This is a genomic window from Limisphaera sp. VF-2 (genome assembly GCF_049537125.1).
In the GTDB taxonomy this organism is placed as follows: domain Bacteria; phylum Verrucomicrobiota; class Verrucomicrobiia; order Limisphaerales; family Limisphaeraceae; genus Limisphaera.
Window position 1 is genome coordinate 530989 of the sequence record NZ_JBMVQY010000003.1, and the last position, 18002, is coordinate 548990.

At 65.7% G+C, this 18002-nt stretch carries 13 protein-coding genes; 7 read left to right on the top strand and 6 right to left on the bottom strand.

The window, feature by feature from the left end; all coding sequences use genetic code 11:
- Positions 1 to 30: 30 nt before the first annotated feature.
- Positions 31 to 1176 (bottom strand): aminotransferase class I/II-fold pyridoxal phosphate-dependent enzyme, encoded by a 1146-nt coding sequence (locus tag ACPDIT_RS12040; RefSeq protein ID WP_423443793.1) that lies wholly within the window; start codon positions 1174 to 1176, stop codon positions 31 to 33.
- Positions 1177 to 1403: 227 nt separating this feature from the next.
- Here ACPDIT_RS12040 and ACPDIT_RS12045 point away from each other — a divergent pair, with 227 nt between their 5' ends.
- The gene (locus ACPDIT_RS12045; protein ID WP_423443795.1) at positions 1404 to 1808 is read left to right on the top strand and encodes a hypothetical protein; all 405 of its coding nucleotides are present in this window, start codon (positions 1404 to 1406) and stop codon (positions 1806 to 1808) included.
- 106 nt (positions 1809 to 1914) lie between these two features.
- The gene (locus tag ACPDIT_RS12050; protein WP_423443797.1) at positions 1915 to 2343 is read left to right on the top strand and encodes a DUF309 domain-containing protein; all 429 of its coding nucleotides are present in this window, start codon (positions 1915 to 1917) and stop codon (positions 2341 to 2343) included.
- An 18-nt stretch (positions 2344 to 2361) separates the two neighbouring features.
- On the opposite strand, the gene ACPDIT_RS12055 is transcribed toward ACPDIT_RS12050, so the two are convergent.
- Together ACPDIT_RS12055 and lpxK are read right to left on the bottom strand one after the other, a co-directional pair.
- Positions 2362 to 3288: a lysophospholipid acyltransferase family protein gene (locus ACPDIT_RS12055; RefSeq protein ID WP_423443799.1), complete on the bottom strand. Its 927-nt coding sequence runs from the start codon at positions 3286 to 3288 to the stop codon at positions 2362 to 2364.
- Positions 3288 to 4460 carry a tetraacyldisaccharide 4'-kinase gene (gene lpxK / locus ACPDIT_RS12060; RefSeq protein WP_423443801.1) on the bottom strand — a complete coding sequence of 391 codons (1173 nt, stop codon included), beginning with the start codon at positions 4458 to 4460 and terminating at the stop codon, positions 3288 to 3290. The genes ACPDIT_RS12055 and lpxK overlap by 1 nt, the downstream gene beginning before the upstream one ends.
- 92 nt (positions 4461 to 4552) lie before the next feature.
- Between lpxK and ACPDIT_RS12065 the strand changes: the two genes are divergently transcribed.
- Together ACPDIT_RS12065 and pdxA are read left to right on the top strand one after the other, a co-directional pair.
- Positions 4553 to 5518 carry a peptidyl-prolyl cis-trans isomerase gene (locus ACPDIT_RS12065; protein WP_423443803.1) on the top strand — a complete coding sequence of 322 codons (966 nt, stop codon included), beginning with the start codon at positions 4553 to 4555 and terminating at the stop codon, positions 5516 to 5518.
- A 36-nt stretch (positions 5519 to 5554) separates the two neighbouring features.
- Positions 5555 to 6577 carry a 4-hydroxythreonine-4-phosphate dehydrogenase PdxA gene (gene pdxA, locus ACPDIT_RS12070; RefSeq protein WP_423443804.1) on the top strand — a complete coding sequence of 341 codons (1023 nt, stop codon included), beginning with the start codon at positions 5555 to 5557 and terminating at the stop codon, positions 6575 to 6577.
- Between the two features lie 30 nt (positions 6578 to 6607).
- On the opposite strand, the gene tadA is transcribed toward pdxA, so the two are convergent.
- Positions 6608 to 7168, bottom strand: coding sequence for a tRNA adenosine(34) deaminase TadA (gene tadA / locus ACPDIT_RS12075; protein WP_423443806.1), 561 nt, complete (start codon positions 7166 to 7168; stop codon positions 6608 to 6610).
- Positions 7165 to 7701, bottom strand: a complete 537-nt coding sequence (locus ACPDIT_RS12080) for an NUDIX hydrolase (RefSeq protein WP_423443808.1) — start codon at positions 7699 to 7701, stop codon at positions 7165 to 7167. The genes tadA and ACPDIT_RS12080 overlap by 4 nt, the downstream gene beginning before the upstream one ends.
- Positions 7702 to 8400: 699 nt before the next feature.
- On the opposite strand from ACPDIT_RS12080, the gene ACPDIT_RS12085 reads away from it, so the two are divergent.
- From ACPDIT_RS12085 to ACPDIT_RS12095, 3 genes are all read left to right on the top strand, one after another.
- Positions 8401 to 11049 carry a glycosyltransferase gene (locus ACPDIT_RS12085; RefSeq protein ID WP_423443810.1) on the top strand — a complete coding sequence of 883 codons (2649 nt, stop codon included), beginning with the start codon at positions 8401 to 8403 and terminating at the stop codon, positions 11047 to 11049.
- A gap of 438 nt (positions 11050 to 11487) precedes the next feature.
- On the top strand, positions 11488 to 13719 hold the full coding sequence (locus ACPDIT_RS12090; RefSeq protein ID WP_423443812.1) for an SUMF1/EgtB/PvdO family nonheme iron enzyme: 2232 nt from the start codon (positions 11488 to 11490) through the stop codon (positions 13717 to 13719).
- An 89-nt stretch (positions 13720 to 13808) separates the two neighbouring features.
- The gene (locus tag ACPDIT_RS12095) at positions 13809 to 15137 is read left to right on the top strand and encodes a Gfo/Idh/MocA family protein (protein WP_423443814.1); all 1329 of its coding nucleotides are present in this window, start codon (positions 13809 to 13811) and stop codon (positions 15135 to 15137) included.
- A 525-nt stretch (positions 15138 to 15662) separates the two neighbouring features.
- Here ACPDIT_RS12095 and ACPDIT_RS12100 read toward each other — a convergent pair.
- Positions 15663 to 16811: a lactonase family protein gene (locus tag ACPDIT_RS12100; protein ID WP_423443816.1), complete on the bottom strand. Its 1149-nt coding sequence runs from the start codon at positions 16809 to 16811 to the stop codon at positions 15663 to 15665.
- Positions 16812 to 18002: the final 1191 nt, after the last annotated feature.

Genomic DNA, 18002 nt, shown 5'->3' on the forward strand with positions numbered 1-18002 from the left:
CCGAAGCGCGTCGGGCTTCGCTCGGCGTCTTCAGCGGCCTGCCTTTTGCGTGCCTTCCCGGTGCGACGCCCGCGAAGGCGACGGTCGAACCCGGAGCAGCGCCGATCGCAACCGGTCCAGATCTGCGGGCGTGTGCGACGGAGCCACCACCAGCCGGAGGTAGCCGCCAGCCGGCCGACCAGGGTACTGCGTCCAAGTGGGGTGAATGCCCGCCTGTTCCAGCGATTCGCGGAGGCGGCGCCCTTCCCGGGCGGTGCGGGGGAAGAGGGCAATTACCGGCGCGGGCGTTTCCAGCACCTCCCAGCCGGCCCGGCGGAGCACGTCTCGTAACCGCACGGTTTCCTCCAGCACGCGGCGTCGAGCCGACAGCACTCGCTTGAGTTCCCGCAGGGCGGTTTCCAGCGCAGCGGCAAAGGGCGGGGGCAGCGGCGTGCCGCCGCCAAAACAGTTGGCCCGGGTCACGATCCACCGTCGGATTTGTCGGGAGCACAACACCACGCCCCCGTACAACCCAAACGCCTTGCTCAGGGTGAACGTTTGCACCACCCGCGTCCGGGAAAGTCCGGCATGTTCCAGACTGCCGCGGCCCCGTCGGCCCAGGACGCCCACGGCGTGGGCATCATCCACCAGCATCCAGGCGGTGGGCGGCAGGACCCGCCTGTACTCGCCCAGGGGGGCCACGGCGCCGTTCCAGCCGAACAGCCCGTCCGTGAGCACGATCACCCGGGCTTGTGGCCCGGCGCGCCGCACCAGACGGGCCAGGGAATGGGGGTCGCGGTGGCGGAACGGCCAGACCGGGCAACCCAAAAAGAGGGCCGCATCCTGCAAACACACGTGTGCCTCCTCGTCCACCAGCGCATGGGTAAAGCGACCGGCCAGCGCCTGGGCCACAGCCAGAGGTGCGACGTAGCCGGTGGGCAACAGCAACGCGGCTTCTGCGCCGAAGAACCGGGCCAACTTGCGTTCCACCCGGGCGTAGATCGGATGATTGCCGGTGGTCAGACGGGAGGCGGCCACGTTCCAGCCATGCCGCTTCACCGCTGCCAACAGGGCGCGTTCGATCGCCGGGGAGTGAGCCAGACGAAGGTAATCGCAGCCGCCAAAATCCAACCAGCGACGGTGCCGACATCGGAGGTGGGTGGGATCGATCCGCTCCAGGGGCATGCCCTCGTCCATGGCCCGGCAGGGTAGTCGAACCGCCGTGGCGGCTCAGCAAAGAAATGTGATGCCGGGGGCGTCGGGATGGCGCCCTCGGCAGCCCCGGCCGCCGACCACCACGAATTGGACCTCCGGGACCCGCCTGCGGGGCGGCGTGCTCTCGAATCCCGGCAGACCTCCCGGCCGAGAGGGCAGCGGGAAGCCTTTCGCCTTGAGAGCCGCCGGCAATGACCTAGACTGCGCGCATGGGCGAGATCGCTGCCTTCGTCAATCGAGGAGCCAGCACCATCACCCCTGCGGTGGTCGAAAAGGTGCTGCGGCACCTGCCTCAATGGAAACTGGAGTTCACCCAGATCCAGGAGCCGCAGTTTCCTCATCTGGTGGACCAGTTGGAGTTTCTGGCCGACGTGGTGGAAGACGTGGCCGAGGGCGCCTACAAGGACCTGCCCTATTATGCATTGGCACAGGCGACCTTTGCCCTGATCTACGCCCACAAACGGGTTGGGATCATCCCGGACAGCTTTCTGAACCTGGGTCGGGCCGACGATTCGGCGGTGGTCCGGGCGGTCCTCATCCAAAACGAGAAGGCCTTTCAGCTCTATGCCCTGGCGCAGAACGTGGACTGGTCCCGCATCACCAGCGAGCCCTGAGGTGCATGCGATCGGTGCCCGAGACGGTCCCCCGCGTACGGCCGACCGGAGCTTGTGGCCCGGGGGTTGACCAGCGGCCGTTCCTTCCCTGCACGCCCGCTCTCTCGTGAGCTCCAAAAAACCCGCGATAAAGGAACTGACCTCGGCATGGGCCGGCCGCTCGTGGGACGCGCGGTACCTCGCGTATTTCGACTGCTTCAATCGGCAGCAGTATTACGAAGCCCATGACGTGTTGGAGGACCTTTGGTTGGAGAGGCGCGGGTCAACCGAGGCCAATTTCTACAAGGCCCTGATCCAACTGGCAGGGGCGTTTGTTCATCTGCAGAAAGGGCGGTCGGGCCCTGCGGCGGCCCTCCTGCGGTTGGCGGCCGGATACCTCCGGACCTATCCCAACGACATGCGCGGACTGCACCTGCCCGCGGTGCTGCGCCTCATGGAGCAGTGGCGGGCGTTTGCCGAACAAGCCGCTGACCCGCAAAGTCCGATGCCGCCGCCCCCGCAGCTTCCCTGGCCGGAGGGCTCCCCGGAAAGCTGAAGCAGGCCAGGACCTTCTTCAGACCCCGCCCGCCGGCGCGACGGCGCGGGCAGGGCTCGGACGACCGGGGTGTTTCCACCGATCGTGCACCCAGAACCAGTTGGCCGGGTCCCGACGGATGGCCGCTTCGAACTGGGCATGAACATCGCGCAGGATGTCTGGAACGGGCCGGGGTCGCCCATGGAGCCGGGTCGGGATCTCCGGACCCAGCTCGATGCTCCACCGGGCGAGTCCGGTGCGGTAGCAGATTGCCACGTGCAGCGGCAGACGATAGCGCAGGGCAAACAGCGCCACGGCGGGCGAGGTGGAACACGGATGTCCGAAAAAGGGCACGGCCAGGCCGCGTCCACCCGTGCGCTGGTCCGCCAGCAGGCCCACCAGCACCCCCGTGGGCCGGATGGCGGCGCGCAACGCGGCTGCATCGCTGCGCCGCTCGAAAAAGCGGCAGCCGGATCGTTCCCGGAGCTGCAACAGCAACCGGTTCAGCGAAGGTTGTCGCAACGCCCGGTACGTGGTCAGACACTGGAACTCGGGCGCGAACTGGCCGAACCGGGCGTAGAGTTCGAAATTTCCGAAGTGGCCCAGGGCAATGACGCGGCTGCGGGGCGGTTGGTCGCTGCGCCCCTCGCGAAGGATCTCGGTCCCGACGAATTGCAGGTGCGGGCGCAGCGCCTCCGGGGACATGGCCGCGGTTTTGATGGCGCAGCAGTAGTTCTCGCCGAGTCGGCGAAAATGTTCGCGCGCCAGGGCACGGATGGCCCGCGGCGAGAGTTCCCCTCCGAACACCCGTTGGAGATTCCGCAGTGCCACGCGGCGGTGGCGCCCGTCCAGCCACCAGGCCAGGCCGCCACCCCACCGCCCCAACCGGGCGACCAGTCCCAGGGGCAACGCCTGCAGCCCTGCCACCAGAGCGCGCGCCACCAGGTACAAAAGCGCCTCGCCCATTATTGAAAGCAGATCCGTCGGACGCAGTCGCGGAAGCTTTCCGCCCCGTCGATGATCTCGATTTCCACCCGCATGAAGTAGATGGGCAGATCGCGGCGGTCCAGCTTGGGAAAGCGGACGGCATCTTTTTGCGTGGTGATAATGGCCTCGGCGCCGCGGCGTTTGCCGCGGTTGATCACGTTGAGCACCTCCTGGAGGGTGAATCGGTGGTGATCCGCAAACCGCTTCGAGTACACCAGGCGCGCACCCAGCGTTACCAGGCTCTGCTCGAAACTCTCCGGTTGGGCAATGCCGCTCAGCGCGGCAATCGGACGATCTTTCAGGTACGGGAGTTCCAGCCGTTGCCCGGTGAAGACGTCCTCCAGGTAGAGGGGACGATGCACGCATTCGATGATCGGGGCGCGCGGATTCAGTTTCCGGATCAGCTGGCGCAGTTCCTGGGTTTTGCCGTTGCTCTTGGTGATGAAGACGGTGCTGGCCCGGGCGAGGTGCGAGGGCGGCTCCCGCAGCGTGCCGCGCGGCAACAAATGTCCGTTGCCAAAGGGCTGTTGTCCGTCCACCAACACCACGTCGTGGCGCCGACCCTGCAGGTCCCAGTACTGAAATCCGTCATCCAACAGGAGGGTGTCGCATCCGAACCGTTCCACCGCGTACCGGCCGGCCTTGACGCGGTTCTTGTCCACCAACACCACCACGTCGCGGAGATTGGACGCCAGCATGTAGGGCTCGTCTCCGGCCATTTCGCTGTCCAGCAACAGCGACCTGCCATCGGACACGACCCGGGGCGGGGTGGTGTCCTCGCGGAACAGCAGTTTGTCCAGGAGCCATTCATGGAACGGGCGCGGCTTGGCGCGGTACCCCCGCGACAGGATGGCCACGTTCCGACCGGCATCCCGCAGTTCCCGGGCAAACTTTTCCACCACCGGCGTCTTGCCCGTGCCCCCCACGGTCAGGTTGCCGATGGCAATGACCTGCACTCCGACGGTCGTGTCCCGCAAAATGCGCACATTGTAAAGAAAGCGCCGCAGTTTGACGGCCAGACCGAACAATTTCGAGCACGCCAGCAGGAACCCGCGGGTGAGCCGGGCGCGCCAGTCGTGGCGCTGCTCGAAGATGACTTCGAGCACGAACGTTTCCAAAGCCTCGGCCCAGATCCGCAACCGCTGTCGCATGGACCGCCAATCTGCCAGTCTGCCGCCCGTGTCGCAAGCAGCCCACGGTGCTTGACCCGGTGGGGCCTGACCGTACCATCCGGCGCAGCGCGATGAAGAGCAGAGCAATGGTGGGAGGGTGGTTGGCGGCCTGCCTGGTGGCCATCAGCGCGGGCGGGGCAGAGCTGGTCAACGGCATTCGTGCCGTGGTGCACGACTCGGTCATCACGCTGGAGGAGGTGAACCGATCCGTCATTCCTGCGCTGGGCCTGTTGCAGCGCCAGTACCGGAACGACCCGGAAACCTTTCGCCAGAAGCTCAATCAGGTGGTCGAGGAGAACGTCGAGCAACTGGTGCAACGCCAGCTCATTCTGCAGGACTGGCAGCAGTCCGGATACCAGCTCCCCGAGGCCATCGTGGAAGAGGCCGTCAATGAACGGTTGCGCGAGCAATTCGGGGGCGACCGCGTCCGCATGGTCAAAACCCTTCAGGCCGAGGGGTTGACCCTCGAACGGTTCCGGCGGCAGGTCCGCGAGCAAATCATCGTCGAGATCCTGCGCAACCGGAACATTTCCCGCGAGGTCATCATCTCGCCGCACAAGATCGAGCAGTATTACCGGGCCAATCAGGACAAGTTTCGTGCCGAGCCGGAGGTGAAACTGCGCATGATTGTGCTCAACAAGCGCAGCCCGGAGGATGCGGCCCGGGTTCGCCAACTGGCCGCGGAAATTCGCTCCCGCATTCTGGAGGGGGCCGATTTTGCGGAAATGGCGACCGTGTACTCCGAGGGGGCGCAACGCGCCCAGGGCGGCGACTGGGGCTGGGTCGAGCGCTCCGTTCTGCGGAAGGAGCTGGCCGACGTCGCGTTCGCCCTGCCGCCGCGCACCTGCAGTGAGGTGGTAGACCTGCCCGAGGCCTGTTATCTGCTTTGGGTGGACGAGGCCCGGCCGGAACGCATCCGGCCGCTGAGCGAATTGCGCGAGGAAATCGAGCGCACGCTGGTGGTCGAGGAGCGGGCCCGGCTGCAAAAGCGGTACGTGGACAAGCTCCGCGCCAAGACCTTCGTGCGTTACTTCTGATTCGCGCGGGACCGGCGGGAGTCGCCGGTTTCTCCCATGCCCTTGCGGATTGGTATCACTCTCGGCGACGTTACCGGCATTGGGCCGGAGGTCACGGCCAAGGCGTTGGCCCGTCTCCTTCAGCATCCTTCCGAATTGCCCGCTCCGGTGGAGTTTGTGGTCTTCGGCGATCCGGGGCATTGGGTTCCCTGGGCGCGGCATGTCGGGCTCACCACGGATCGAGTCCATGCCAGAGCCGGGAGTCCCGCCGAGCCGGCGATTCGTGTGCTGAACCCGCTGTCGGAACCGTTGCCCGACCGGTTGTCGTCCGGAGACGCGCAGGCTGCCCGGGCTGCCGTGGCTTGGCTCGAAGCCGCCGGCTTGGCGTGTCTGCGCGGAGAACTCGATGCGATCGTCACGGCCCCGGTCAACAAAGAGGCCATCCAACGCGCCGGCATTCCGTTCGTGGGACAGACAGAATTTCTGGCCGCGCTGGCGCAGGAACCGGAGCCGGTGATGATGTTGTTGGGCCCGGACGCCCGGGGGCGCTGGCTGCGGGTGGCCCTGGCCACCGTGCACATCGCATTGAAGGAGGTTCCCCAACGACTGACCGGGGCCCGGGTCCTGCGCACCATCGCCTGCGCGGTCGAGGCCTGTCGGATGCTCCGGTTGCCGCGCGCCCGGGTGGCCGTCTGCGGGCTCAACCCGCACTGCGGCGAGGGCGGCGCCTTCGGCGACGAGGAACAGCGGATCATCGCGCCGGCCGTCGCGCGGGCGCACGCCCGGGGCTGGGACGTCGTCGGACCTTTGAGCGGGGACACTGTGTTCTACCACGCCTTACAAGGTCGCTTTGACGCCGTCGTGGCCATGTACCATGACCAGGGGCTGGCCCCCCTGAAGGCCGTGGCGTTCGAGACCGGTGTGAATTGGTCGCTGGGCCTGCCCTTCATCCGCACCTCTCCGGATCATGGCACGGCCTACGACATTGCAGGGCAAGGCAAGGCCGATCCCACCAGCATGGAGGCGGCGCTCCGGTTGGCGCTGCAACTGGCTGCGCATCGGGCGGAGGCCGCCGGGTGAGTGCCCGGCTCCCTCGGACGGGTCGAGATCCTAACTGCCGTTGGAGCCCGGGGGCTCGGGAGGCTCCGGGTCGGCCCCGTTCAAGGGCGGTTCTTGAGGCGGCGCCGATGCGCGGCTTTCCCGCCGTTTTTGGCGAAAGAATTCCTGCAACAGCGCCCGGCATTCTTCCGCGCGCACGCCGCCGGTGACTTCGCAGCGGTGGTTGAACGTGGGAAACTGCAGCAGATTCAGCACCGTGCCGGCGGCGCCGGCCTTTACGTCCGCCGCACCAAACACCACCCGCGCCAGGCGGGCATGCACAATGGCTCCGGCACACATCGGACAGGGCTCCTTGGTCACGTAGAGGGTGCAGTCGGTCAGACGCCAGTCGCCCACCGCGGCTGCCGCCTGCGTCAGGGCCAGCATCTCCGCATGCGCGGTGGCATCTCGCAGCAGTTCCACCTGGTTGTAGGCGCGCGCGATGATCCGGCCGGCACGCACCACGACCGCCCCCACCGGCACCTCGTCGGCCGCCAGGGCTCGTCGCGCCATGCGCAACGCCTCGCCCATGAAAAAGGCGTCGCTCTGCAGATCCAGGACGGGCTCGTTCATCCCCGGGAAGAAACGGCGATGGCTGCACCGATCCCGCAGGCGGGGCGCGATTCTTCCAGAATCCACTCGTGCCGCCCATCCGGGTGGCAATGGCAATGAGCCGCGAAAAACCCGCCGCGGTGTTGCCGGAACCAGGGCCAGATGCTTTGGCGGTCCGTTTCGGGCAGCGGCAGTTGCATCAGCTCTTCCCAGCGGAAGAAAGCAAACCGGCCCTCTTCGTGCGGGGGCGGCAGTGTCCGCAGCCGCGGTTTCACCTCGAAGAGGAACATCAGCCAGTGGGCTTGTCCCTGGTATCCGTGCTCGCTGACCAGGCCCGTCAGGTGCAGATCCGACGGCGACAGACGCAGCCCCAGTTCCTCGAGTGCCTCGCGACAAGCGCAGGCGTAGGGCGATTCCCCCTGGTCGGTCCGCAACTTCCCGCCACAGGGACTCCACAGTCCGCGGTTCGGTTCGCGTCGTCGCTCCATCAGCAACAGCTCGTCCTGCTCGTTAAAGCAGTAGAGCAGCGTTGAAATCCGATAGGGCATTCCCATGCCACCTCAACTGGCCCGAAGCCGGGCCGCCGGGTCAACCGTAAAATCGCACCTCCGATCTCCAGCGGCGCATTTTCATATTTGAGGCCCGGATTTGACGGATTCGAGGAGGTGCCCTTGTCTGTCGGCTTCGCCGTGAGGGGCGGGCCCGAAAGGCCCCGAGCCATCGCGGGCGAAAACTTCAGGCGCGATGGCGATCGCATTTGCGGCGCCGGGGCTCCCGCCTGCGCCAACGCTGCAGGCGACGATCCTCCAGGGCGGCCCCATGCCGATTCATTCCAACCCTGCCCCTCGAGGGTTGGAAAGGCCACGCGACGGCAGCGCAGCTTGTGCCTGCCCCATTGGGGCGGGGATTCACCTGCCCAGAGCAGCGTCCCAGGTGACCGCGTTTCCGCAATTCGTCCCACCTTGCAGGAGGAGAATTCCGGGTGGACAGGCCCGGCCCCCCGCGATGGGCCTGCTCGGGTGGCGCCCTTTCCGGGCCTGGCGAGCCCGGGGGACGAAGCTCCCGAGAGGGTCGCCGCCGGGTCGAGGGACTCGCGGTCGTCCGCGTTATGGCCGGAGAAATCCGGATCGGACTTGCGGTCTTCGCAGTGGGATTGATCCGCGGCAGCGCTTCCTTGCTGCCCTTTTCCGGCTCTGCTATTCCCGGCAGGAGTTTTGACAACGGGACGGCTCGGGTGCGTCCAACCAGTGTCGATGACAAGCGCAGAAACTCGGACGGGTCGGGTGCGCCTGGATGGAAAGTTCTTCCGACTGGGCTCCGACAAGTTTTTCGTCAAAGGCGTGGCGTACGCTCCCATGGCTCCGGACGCCGAGGGCCGGCCTTTTCCTCCGTCCTCCACGGCAGCCCGGGATCTGGACCTGGTCCGGGCCCTGGGCGCCAACGTGGTCCGCGTGTACACCCCGCCGCCCCGGTGGTTCCTCGACCTGGCCGCCGAGCGAGGGGTGTACGTATGGATCGATCTTCTGTGGCCGCATCATCTCTGCTTCTTGGACACTCCCGAGCTGCAACAACGGGCCCGGGACGAGGTCCGGCGTGCCGTCGAACAGTGTGCCGGTCATCCGGCCGTCTTCGCCTACTGCGTCGGCAACGAGATCCCTCCTGACATCGTGCGATGGTCCGGCCCGGAGCGGGTGAGTCGGTTTCTCGACGGGCTGGTGGCCATCGTCAGGGCCCTCGATCCGGAGGTTTTGTGTACTTACGCGAATTATCCCCCGACGGAATACCTGCAGGTGACCGGCGCCGATTTTGTCGCCTTCAACGTTTACCTTCATCACCGGCCGGCCTACCGGAATTATTTGGCGCGCCTGCAAATGCTGGCCGGAGACCGACCCGTGGTGATCAGTGAATGCGGCGTGGACGCCCTGCGCGAAGGATTGGACCGGCAGGCCGAGTTGTTGGAGTGGCAGATCGAGGAGGCTTTCCGCTGCGGCCTGGCCGGCATCGTTGTGTTCAGCCTCACGGATGAATGGCACCGGGGCGGTCATCCGATTCTGGACTGGGCCATGGGATTGACCACGCGGGATCGGCAGCCGAAACCCGCGTTTGCCACGGTCCAACGCCAGTTTCATCGCGCGCCTCTGTTCCCCTTGCCGCGCGCGCCCCGCGTATCAGTCGTGGTGGCCAGCTACAACGGCGCCCGGACCCTGCCGCAATGTCTGGCGTCGCTGCAGTGCCTGCAGTACCCGGATTACGAGGTCATCCTGGTGGACGACGGGTCGACGGACGAAACCCCGGCCGTGGCCGCCCGGTTTCCCGGCGTGCGCGTGATCCGGCACGAACAGAATCTCGGACTTTCCGCCGCTCGAAACACCGGAATCGCTGCTGCCACCGGCGAGATCATCGCCTTTACGGATGCGGATTGTCGCGCCGACGAATTGTGGCTTCACTTCCTGGTGCAGGATCTCGTGCAGAGCCGCGCCGTGGGCATCGGTGGGCCGAATTTGTTGCCCCCGGACGATTCGCCCGTGGCCGCGGCTGTGATGGTTTCGCCCGGCGGCCCTGCGCCCGTGCTGCTGACCGACCGGCAGGCGGAGCACCTGCCCGGCTGCAACATGGCCTTTTACAAGTGGGCCCTCGAAGCCGTGGGGGGATTCGACCCCGTTTTCCGAAAAGCAGGCGACGACGTGGACGTTTGCTGGCGACTGTTACAGGCCGGTTATTCCCTGGCGTACTCGCCCTCGGCACTCGTCTGGCATTATCGACGGTCCACCGTGCGCGCCTACCTGCGCCAGCAGGCCGGCTACGGAGAGGCCGAGGCGCTGCTCATGCGTAAGCATCCCGAGTACTTCAACCCGTGGGGTGGGGGCCGGTGGCGCGGACGCATCTACGGGGCCGGCGCCGTGGGCGTGTGGCTTGGCCGACCTGTGATCTATCATGGCATCTTTGGCACCGGCTGGTTTCAAACCCTTTACGCCGCCGAGCCGGCCGGCTGGTTAATGCTCCTGACGACTCTGGAGTTTCACCTTCTGGTCACTCTGCCACTGGGCCTTCTTGGTTTTACTGTGCCGCTGCTGGGTTGGTTGGCCTTGACGAGCCTGACGCTGTCGGTGGCGGTCTGCGTGCTGGCGGCCGCACAGGCCCCGCTGTCCCCGGCAAAGAGACGCTGGTGGTCCCGCCCGCTGGTGGCCCTGTTGTTTGCGCTCCAACCGGTGGTCCGGGGATGGGCGCGATATCGCGAACGGATGCCCTGGCGCCTGCGTGCCCACCGGCCCGTCGATTCTCTCGAAGCCGTGGCCCTGCGCCGGGGGCGGTTCCGGTTGGACCGCGTGGACCTCTGGAGTGAACGAGAGGTGGACCGCGTGGCCGTGCTGCATGCCATCATGGGTGAGTTGGAACAGGCCGGATGGTCGGTGCGACCCGACACGGGCTGGAGTCCCTACGATTTCGAAGCCGCTGCAGGTCCGTGGGCCGCGGTGCGCGTCGTCAGTGCCATCGAACTCTATCCGGGGGGCAGACGCCGACTTTGCTTCCGACTGCGCCCGGTGTGGTCGTTGGGCGCGCGGGCCGCGTTCATGCTGGCCCTGCTGGGCGGGCTTACGCTGGCAAACGCCTCGGGACCGGCACGACCACTGTCCTGGGTGTGGCTGGTGGGCCTCCCCGGAGTCGCGGCCGTTTTGCTGCATCGACAGTGCCGGCGACTCCAGAGCATGCTGGCCGTGTTTCTCGACGAGTTTGCCCGGCGCCGCGATCTTGTCCGCCTGCCGTGGCGATCCGTCCCTCGGCGCTTTCGGTGGTTTCAACCTCGGAAATCAGCTCCGGGACCCTTGCCTGCGCCGTCCCCCCCGGATTCTCCGTTTGCGATACCCGGGCCGGGCGCTTCCTCGTCGTCAAAAGCTTCGTAAGCCCGGGCGCCGAAAAAGTGGCCGCGTGGCTTTGCCCGGCCACCCGCTATCATGGCTTGGGCCGGCATTGGCCCAGCGGGTTGTTAGCGGCGCAGCCCACGGATCACATTCGGGTCTCCTGCTTTGCAGAGAGGGGCCCGATTGGACCGACGCGGCTTGTTCCCAACGCTCCTGAAACAGTTTGGAGACGGCCACACGCGAAGGCATGGTCGTCCCCGGCCGCAATGCCGCGGCGAATCCACGCCCTGGGCTTCCGGCAGGGAAACAAGCCATAAAGCGCAGACTCTTCTGTCCCGGGCTGTAAGGCGCACGCGCGGATCAGTGCGCGCTGAAATGCAGAGGTGCTTCGCGGCTGCCCCGGAGTCGTCGCCCGCTGCCGGGTTCTACCTGTGGTTTTTTGCTGACATTCGGGCTGCCGTCATTAGGCTGCGATCGCATATGAGACACTTGATTGGGGGTCCGACTGAAGTCGCCAGCGGCAGCCGATGTCCCTCCCCAGGTGCCCGAATTGGCCGGGGCCGGCGTTTGTTGTTCGTCCCCCGGGCGCTCCTGCTCCTGGCCCTGGGAACCCTGCTTTCGACCGCACAAGTCCCGTTCGTTTACGAGAGCCCGCTGGAGTTCTTTGCCTCGGGCGATTTCGACGGGGACGGCCGGATGGACCTCGTCATCGTGGACAAGTCGAGCGGTAAATGTCGTTTCGCCTACCAGCTCCAGCCCGGCCAATACACGTGGGCCGAGGACAACCGGGCCAGTGGCGTGCGCGGCGTCACCGGCATCAGCGTGGGCCGACTTCTCCACCCGCAGCGCGATGCCCTGGCCATCACCTCCGCGGATGCCAACCTCCTGGTTTTGCTCGAAGCGCCCTCGCCAACCATGGCCTCCCAGCCGCGCGAGGTTCCCCTGGAGGTCATGGGGCCCAACGTGGTGCTGGCTTGCGAGATCGGTGGAGAGGGAAACACCCCGCTGGCTGACCTGATCCTCGGCAGCATTTACAACAGCCCGGATCCCAATTTGATCACGTTGCTGCGCAACACGGGCACGCAGCTCCGCAGCCTGTCCCAGTTCCCCATCGAACACCCGGTGGCCCGACCCAATCGCCTCAGCCTGGGGACCAATCTGGCCGAAGTTGCCCTCGGCCTCGTGGGCGATCCGCCTTCCGAACTGGTGTTGAGCCGGTTTGACACCGGACAACCGGAGGTGCTTGGCAATGTGCCTGATCTGCCCCCGGGCACCGCCTATGCCATCGCCCACCTGCGCGCGACCGGGCTGCCTGACTTCATCTTTTACCAGCCGGGGCAACCGGGGCTGCGACTTCGTCCGGTCACGCACGCCGACCGTTACAGTGTCGCTTTTGGGGCGGAAACCCGCCTCGAGTGGTCCAGGCCCGTGGACAACGTTTTTGTCCTTCCCGGACCCCCTCCGCAGAGACTCTTGATCCTTTCCGAGGAAGGTCAGCAGGCCGCCCTCGTACAGTTCGAGGCGCCGGACCGGCTTCGCACGCTCAAAGAACTCGGCTCGGGCCTCGAACGATTTACCGGTGCACTGCCCGTGCCTGAAGGGGTGTTCTTGTTGTTTGCCCCCACCAACCACCGCCCGAGCTGGCGCTACCAGTTCTGCACCGCCACCGGCGAGACCGAGGGCCAGCCGGCCGGACTCCTTCCCTCCCTGGCGGATAGCGACGTCAACACCATCCCGGCCATCTATCAGGCCATCATGGCCAAGTTGGACGTCCGCACCGAAGCCGAGATGAAGCCCTACACCAACACCATCCCCGGCACCCAGGTCCGTTATGTCATGATCCCTGTGCCCGGCGGCGAGTTCATCATGGGCAGTCGCGACGACGACCCGGAAGGCCGCCCGGACGAACGACCCGCGCACAGGGTCCGAATCGCGCCCTTCTGGATCGGGATGTGCGAGGTGACCTGGAACGAGTTTGAGCTGTTCATGTACCCGGACGACGAAAAGCGCATCCGACAGGAACTGGGGGTCGAAAACCCCACCGACCCACTGGCCGATGCCGTCGCCCGTCCCTCCAAGCCCTACACGGAGATGAGCTTCGGCATGGGGAAGGACGGCTACCCGGCGATCAGCATGACCCACCACGCGGCCAACAAGTATTGCCAGTGGCTCAGCGCCAAAACGGGGCATTTTTACCGGCTGCCCACCGAGGCCGAGTGGGAATACGCCTGCCGCGCCGGCACCACGACGGCCTATTCGTTTGGCGACGATGTAACCCTGCTCGATCAGTACGCGTGGTACGAGGACAACAGCGACTTCAAGTATCAAAAGGTCGGCCGCAAAAAGCCCAACCCGTGGGGCTTGTACGACATGCACGGCAATGTCGCCGAATGGTGCCTCGACCAGTACGAACCCTACGAGAAACTCCTGGCCCCGGGCACGGAAGTGCTGGTCAACCCGTGGAATCGCGCCACCCGGCCCTATCCCCACGTCACCCGCGGCGGTTCGTACGACGATCCTCCCTGGCGATTGCGCAGCGCGGCCCGCCGGCCGTCCGACCGCTCCTGGAAAATGCGCGATCCCCAGTTGCCCAAGAGCATCTGGTGGTTGACCGATGCGCCTTTCGTGGGCTTCCGCATCGTTCGGCCCCTCGAAGTCCCACCGCCTGAGGAAATGAAGAAATACTGGATCAGCGGCACCGAGCGGGATTGAACCGGAACTTCGCGTGAAGTTTTCCCTTCCGTCCAACGTCCGAAGCTGTAAAACCGATTCGGAAGAAAACAGGAACCAAACCAAGCACTATGAAGGACCAGCAAGCCACAACCACCACCCCGGCGGTCAGCCGCCGGCAGTTCCTCAAAACCTCCTCCCTTGCCGCCGCCACGGCGGCCGCCGCGGTGAGTTTTCCCGCCGTGGTTCGTGCCCAGGCCAGACCCACGTTGAACGCGGTGATCATCGGCATCGGCGGCCGCGGCGGCGGCGCCGGAAATGACTTCCTCGAAGCGGCCAAGATTGTGGGAGTCGAAGCCAGGATCGTTGCCGTGGCCGACATTTTTCCGGACCAAGCGCGCCGCGGTCACCAACATTTCGGGCTGCCCGAGGACAAATGTTTCAGCGGATTCGACGCCTATCTCAAGGCGCTCGAGCAGCCCGGCGTGAACTATGCCATCCTGGCCGCGCCCCCCGGATTCCGTCCGGCTCACTTCAAGGCCTGCGTGGAACGCGGCGTGCATGTGTTCATGGAAAAACCGGTGGCGGTGGACGGTCCGGGCTGCCGCATCATGTACGCCGCCGGCGAAGAGGCTCAACGCAAGGGCCTCAAAGTCGCCGCCGGCACCCAACGCCGTCACCAGGCCAGCTACATCGAAACCATCAAGCGAATCTGGGACGGCGCCATCGGCGACATCACCGCCCTGCGCGCTTACTGGGTGAACGGCGGACCCATCTGGCATCGCGGGGATCGCGGCAATACCGACCTCGAAAAACAGATCCACAACTGGTATCACTACATCTGGCTTTGCGGGGATCACATCGTCGAACAGCACGTCCACAACATCGACGTCTGCAACTGGATCATGAAAGATCACCCCATCCGCGCCTGGGGCATGGGCGCGCGCCAGCAGTTGGGGGACAAATCCGGCGAGATTTGGGACAACTTCGCGGTGGAATTCGAGTACCGCAACGGCGTGCGCATGCACAGTTATTGCGGCCAGATCAAGCGTTCCTGGGCCTCCGTGAGTGAAGCCGTCGTCGGCACGCGGGGCACTGCAGACCCCGCGGGCCTGATCCGACCCGCCGGCGACAAACCCATCCGCGTTCGGCCCGAAGGCCGCAACCCCTACGTTCAGGAGCACGTGGACCTCATCGAGGCCATCGTCAAGGGCACCGAGCTCAACGAAACCAAGAACGTCACCGACAGCACCTTGACCGCCATCATGGGCCGCGAAGCCGCCTACAGCGGGGCAGCCGTCCAGTGGGACGACATCTTGAATTCCAACTTCAAGTACGGGCCGGAGCTGGTTTACACCGACTGCTCCAAGATGACGTGGGGACCGTTCCGCACGCTCAAACCGCCCATGCCCGGCATCCACGACATCTTCAAGAATCCGCCTTCGGTGCCCACGGTCTAGGACACCCGGCGATAGTTGCTTCAGCCTGCCCACGACGGCCCACCGACTCCGGGTGGGCCGTCGGCCTTTCGAAAGCCATGGCGGTTTGCCTGCAACGGGCTCGCCCCAGCTTCCATCGTCTCGTTTCAGGACAGCATCCGTCGAACTTCAGCCACGCGACGCCCGATTTCGTCGAGTCTCTGGCCTGGATTCGGCTTTGAAGTGCAGATCCCTCGACTCGGCACGGAGGATGCTCTGAGTGCAAGCATGAAAACGACATTGCAGTGCAGCGAACCCATTGCGATGTCGCACGCCGTTTCGGACCTTCCATGTCCGAAACACAACGTCCCGCCTTCAAATCCCTCTGCGTGAGGGTTTTGCCCTCCCGCGCGCTTCTGAACTTGGGTTTGGTTCTGGCGGCCGGCGCAAGCCGGCCGCCGGTTCTTTCTCGCCACTGACCCGCCCGGCAATTCTTGCTCAGTTTGGGCAATTTGGTTCAGCCCGGGTTGAGCCCGCCTCCATCGGCCCGGTGCGATGCCTGCCGTCCTAGCGCCCCTCCATGGGTACAAACACCGCACATACCGGGCGCGGCACCCGGATCACATGACCCGTGAACACGAGCCGTCCCGAGCCAGCTTCCACCCGGAAAACCGCCACCTGGTCACTGTCCTGGTTCTCCACCAAACACCAGCGACCTGACGGATCGATGGCGAAATGCCGCGGCGTCCGACCCTCCGTGGGCACGTGCCCCAGCAGTCGCACGCCTTCGCTTTGCTCGTCCACGGCAAACATGGCCAGGGAATCGTGCCCGCGGTTTGACGCATACACAAACCGCCCCGACGGATGCACGGCCACTTCTGCCGTTGTGTTGTTGGCGGCATCGAAACCCTCGGGCAGTGTGGAGACCGTGGCCAACGCCTCCAGGGTCCCGCCACGGCGGTTCCAACGGCACACGGTGAGGGTGCTGTTGAGTTCATTGAGCACGTACGCCCATCGGCCGTTGGGATGAAACGCCAAATGCCGCGGACCGGACCCGGCGGGCAGGGCCATGAAAGGTGGATCGTGGGGCGCCAGTTCGCCGGTCCGCGCCTGCCACCGGTACACCCGGACCTGATCGATCCCCAGGTCACAAACCAGCACATGGGCCCCGTCCGGGCTGGGGATGGCTTGATGCGCATGCGGCCCCCGTTGCCGCTGCGGATGCGCCCCAGAGCCAGTGTGCGCGATCACCGTTTTCGCCACGCCCACGTGCCCTTCCCGGTCCAGCGGGAGCACCGCAACACTGCCGCTGCTGTAGTTGGCCACAAAGACCGACCGTCCGCGCGGTTCCAGCGCCAGATGACAGGGACCGTCCCCGCCGGAGGACTGCTCGTTCAGTTGCCGCAGCTTGCCCGTCCGTCGGTCCGTCGCGTAAGCCACCACGCGTCCGGCCCGACCTTTGCCATCCCCCAGCTCGCTGACGGAGTAAAGAAACCTCTCCTTCGGGTGGACGGCCAGGAAACTGGGATGGGGAACCTCTGCAGCCAGTTGGGGCGGCGTCAGGCGGCCTCGAATGGGATCGAAGCGGGAAACATAAATGCCCCGGCTGCCCGAGCCCGTGTACGTTCCGAAATACACCCACCAGTCTTGCGCCGCGGAAGGGGAAGGGAATTGCGTCAGGCAGGCCAGGCCCAGGCAGAACAACATCCGTTGCATGCACCGGAGAAAGCACGGACGGGTCGGCCGGGCAAGCCTCGATTCACGAACACTTCGAAGACGTACCGATCCCGTTCATTCATCCGCCGCATCGCCGGCGCAGCGCAACCGCAGGGCAGGCTCGCCAAAGAATTCCCGCTTTTTTCCAAAAAACGGCGCGAGGGCGACCCTCTCATCCCCGCCTCCACAAGCGCACTTGGGCAGCCCTTGGTGGGCCTTTCTGCTGTCGCCCAAAGGCTGCAAGTCGTCGAGGTCGTGACTTGGCACCACCGGGGGTGAAAGCTTTGCTCCCACGTTCGAGTGCGCTCGGGAGCTGCCAAAGAACCGGGAATCCGAAGCTTCGGGCTGGATCCTGGCTATGATTCCTCCGGGCCCCGCACGAGCTCTGTCGACCCTCCTGTGATGCGGTGGCTTTTCGGGCCGTGCCAAATTCGCGGCTGCCCTCCCGACCGAGGGTGAGCCGGGCTCTGGTACCTCGTCGCGCGCCGCGCCGCGCAGCCGGTCCGTCCAGGGTCTTCGACCCGGCGCCTTTCAGGTTTCGAGCATCGGGTGCTTGCGTTCTCGATGTATCGGTCCGGAGGTGACGCAAGCCACCCGCACATTTCTTGGGCGTCCCGGTGTCTTTCGTTATCGCGAGCCGGGGCCGGCTGGTCATGGTTCGCTCCGGAGGAGGGCGCAGTGCGGACCAATCCCTGGGGGGCCGGCGACTCGTTCGGGGTCGTGCTGCACCGTGGCACCGGCCCTGTTGCAGAAGGGCCTTCCGTTCGGTAATCGGAAGTGGGGACTGCCGGATGAAACACGCGGGCGCGGCCTGATGGCACCAGACGACCAGGGGAGGCTCGCTTCGGCGGTCCGGCAGTGTGGGGACAGCGATCGAGCCCCGGCTGATGAGGTGCGCCCCGGCCGACCCTGTGGATTCGCCCGGCGGGCACCACCGATTCCAGAGGCGGGCCGGTGCGTCCCGGCTGCAACTGCGAATCGGCGTTTTGCGGGCAGAGGTTGTGCTCGATCACCCGCTCGTTCTCCTTTGAAATGGTTTCACACTATCGGACATCGCGGGTCGATGGCTCATGGCGGTCCAACACCCGGGGGGCGGGGGGCTGAGGGTAGGATTTTTTGTCGCTGGTCAAGCGGGAGGGGTGGGGTACTTTGGGGGTGGGTATGCAGGGTGGTTTTGACACGATTGAGTCG

What these genes read in the sequence shown, in the direction of transcription:
- ACPDIT_RS12100 (WP_423443816.1), bottom strand. Translation starts at nt 16,811, where the DNA reads ATGCAACGGATGTTGTTCTGCCTGGGCCTGGCCTGCCTGACGCAATTC.
- ACPDIT_RS12090 (WP_423443812.1), top strand. Translation starts at nt 11,488, where the DNA reads ATGAGACACTTGATTGGGGGTCCGACTGAAGTCGCCAGCGGCAGCCGA.
- ACPDIT_RS12095 (WP_423443814.1), top strand. Translation starts at nt 13,809, where the DNA reads ATGAAGGACCAGCAAGCCACAACCACCACCCCGGCGGTCAGCCGCCGG.
- ACPDIT_RS12080 (WP_423443808.1), bottom strand. Translation starts at nt 7,701, where the DNA reads ATGGGAATGCCCTATCGGATTTCAACGCTGCTCTACTGCTTTAACGAG.
- ACPDIT_RS12040 (WP_423443793.1), bottom strand. Translation starts at nt 1,176, where the DNA reads ATGGACGAGGGCATGCCCCTGGAGCGGATCGATCCCACCCACCTCCGA.
- lpxK (WP_423443801.1), bottom strand. Translation starts at nt 4,460, where the DNA reads ATGCGACAGCGGTTGCGGATCTGGGCCGAGGCTTTGGAAACGTTCGTG.
- ACPDIT_RS12085 (WP_423443810.1), top strand. Translation starts at nt 8,401, where the DNA reads ATGACAAGCGCAGAAACTCGGACGGGTCGGGTGCGCCTGGATGGAAAG.
- pdxA (WP_423443804.1), top strand. Translation starts at nt 5,555, where the DNA reads ATGCCCTTGCGGATTGGTATCACTCTCGGCGACGTTACCGGCATTGGG.
- ACPDIT_RS12065 (WP_423443803.1), top strand. Translation starts at nt 4,553, where the DNA reads ATGAAGAGCAGAGCAATGGTGGGAGGGTGGTTGGCGGCCTGCCTGGTG.
- ACPDIT_RS12045 (WP_423443795.1), top strand. Translation starts at nt 1,404, where the DNA reads ATGGGCGAGATCGCTGCCTTCGTCAATCGAGGAGCCAGCACCATCACC.
- tadA (WP_423443806.1), bottom strand. Translation starts at nt 7,168, where the DNA reads ATGAACGAGCCCGTCCTGGATCTGCAGAGCGACGCCTTTTTCATGGGC.
- ACPDIT_RS12055 (WP_423443799.1), bottom strand. Translation starts at nt 3,288, where the DNA reads ATGGGCGAGGCGCTTTTGTACCTGGTGGCGCGCGCTCTGGTGGCAGGG.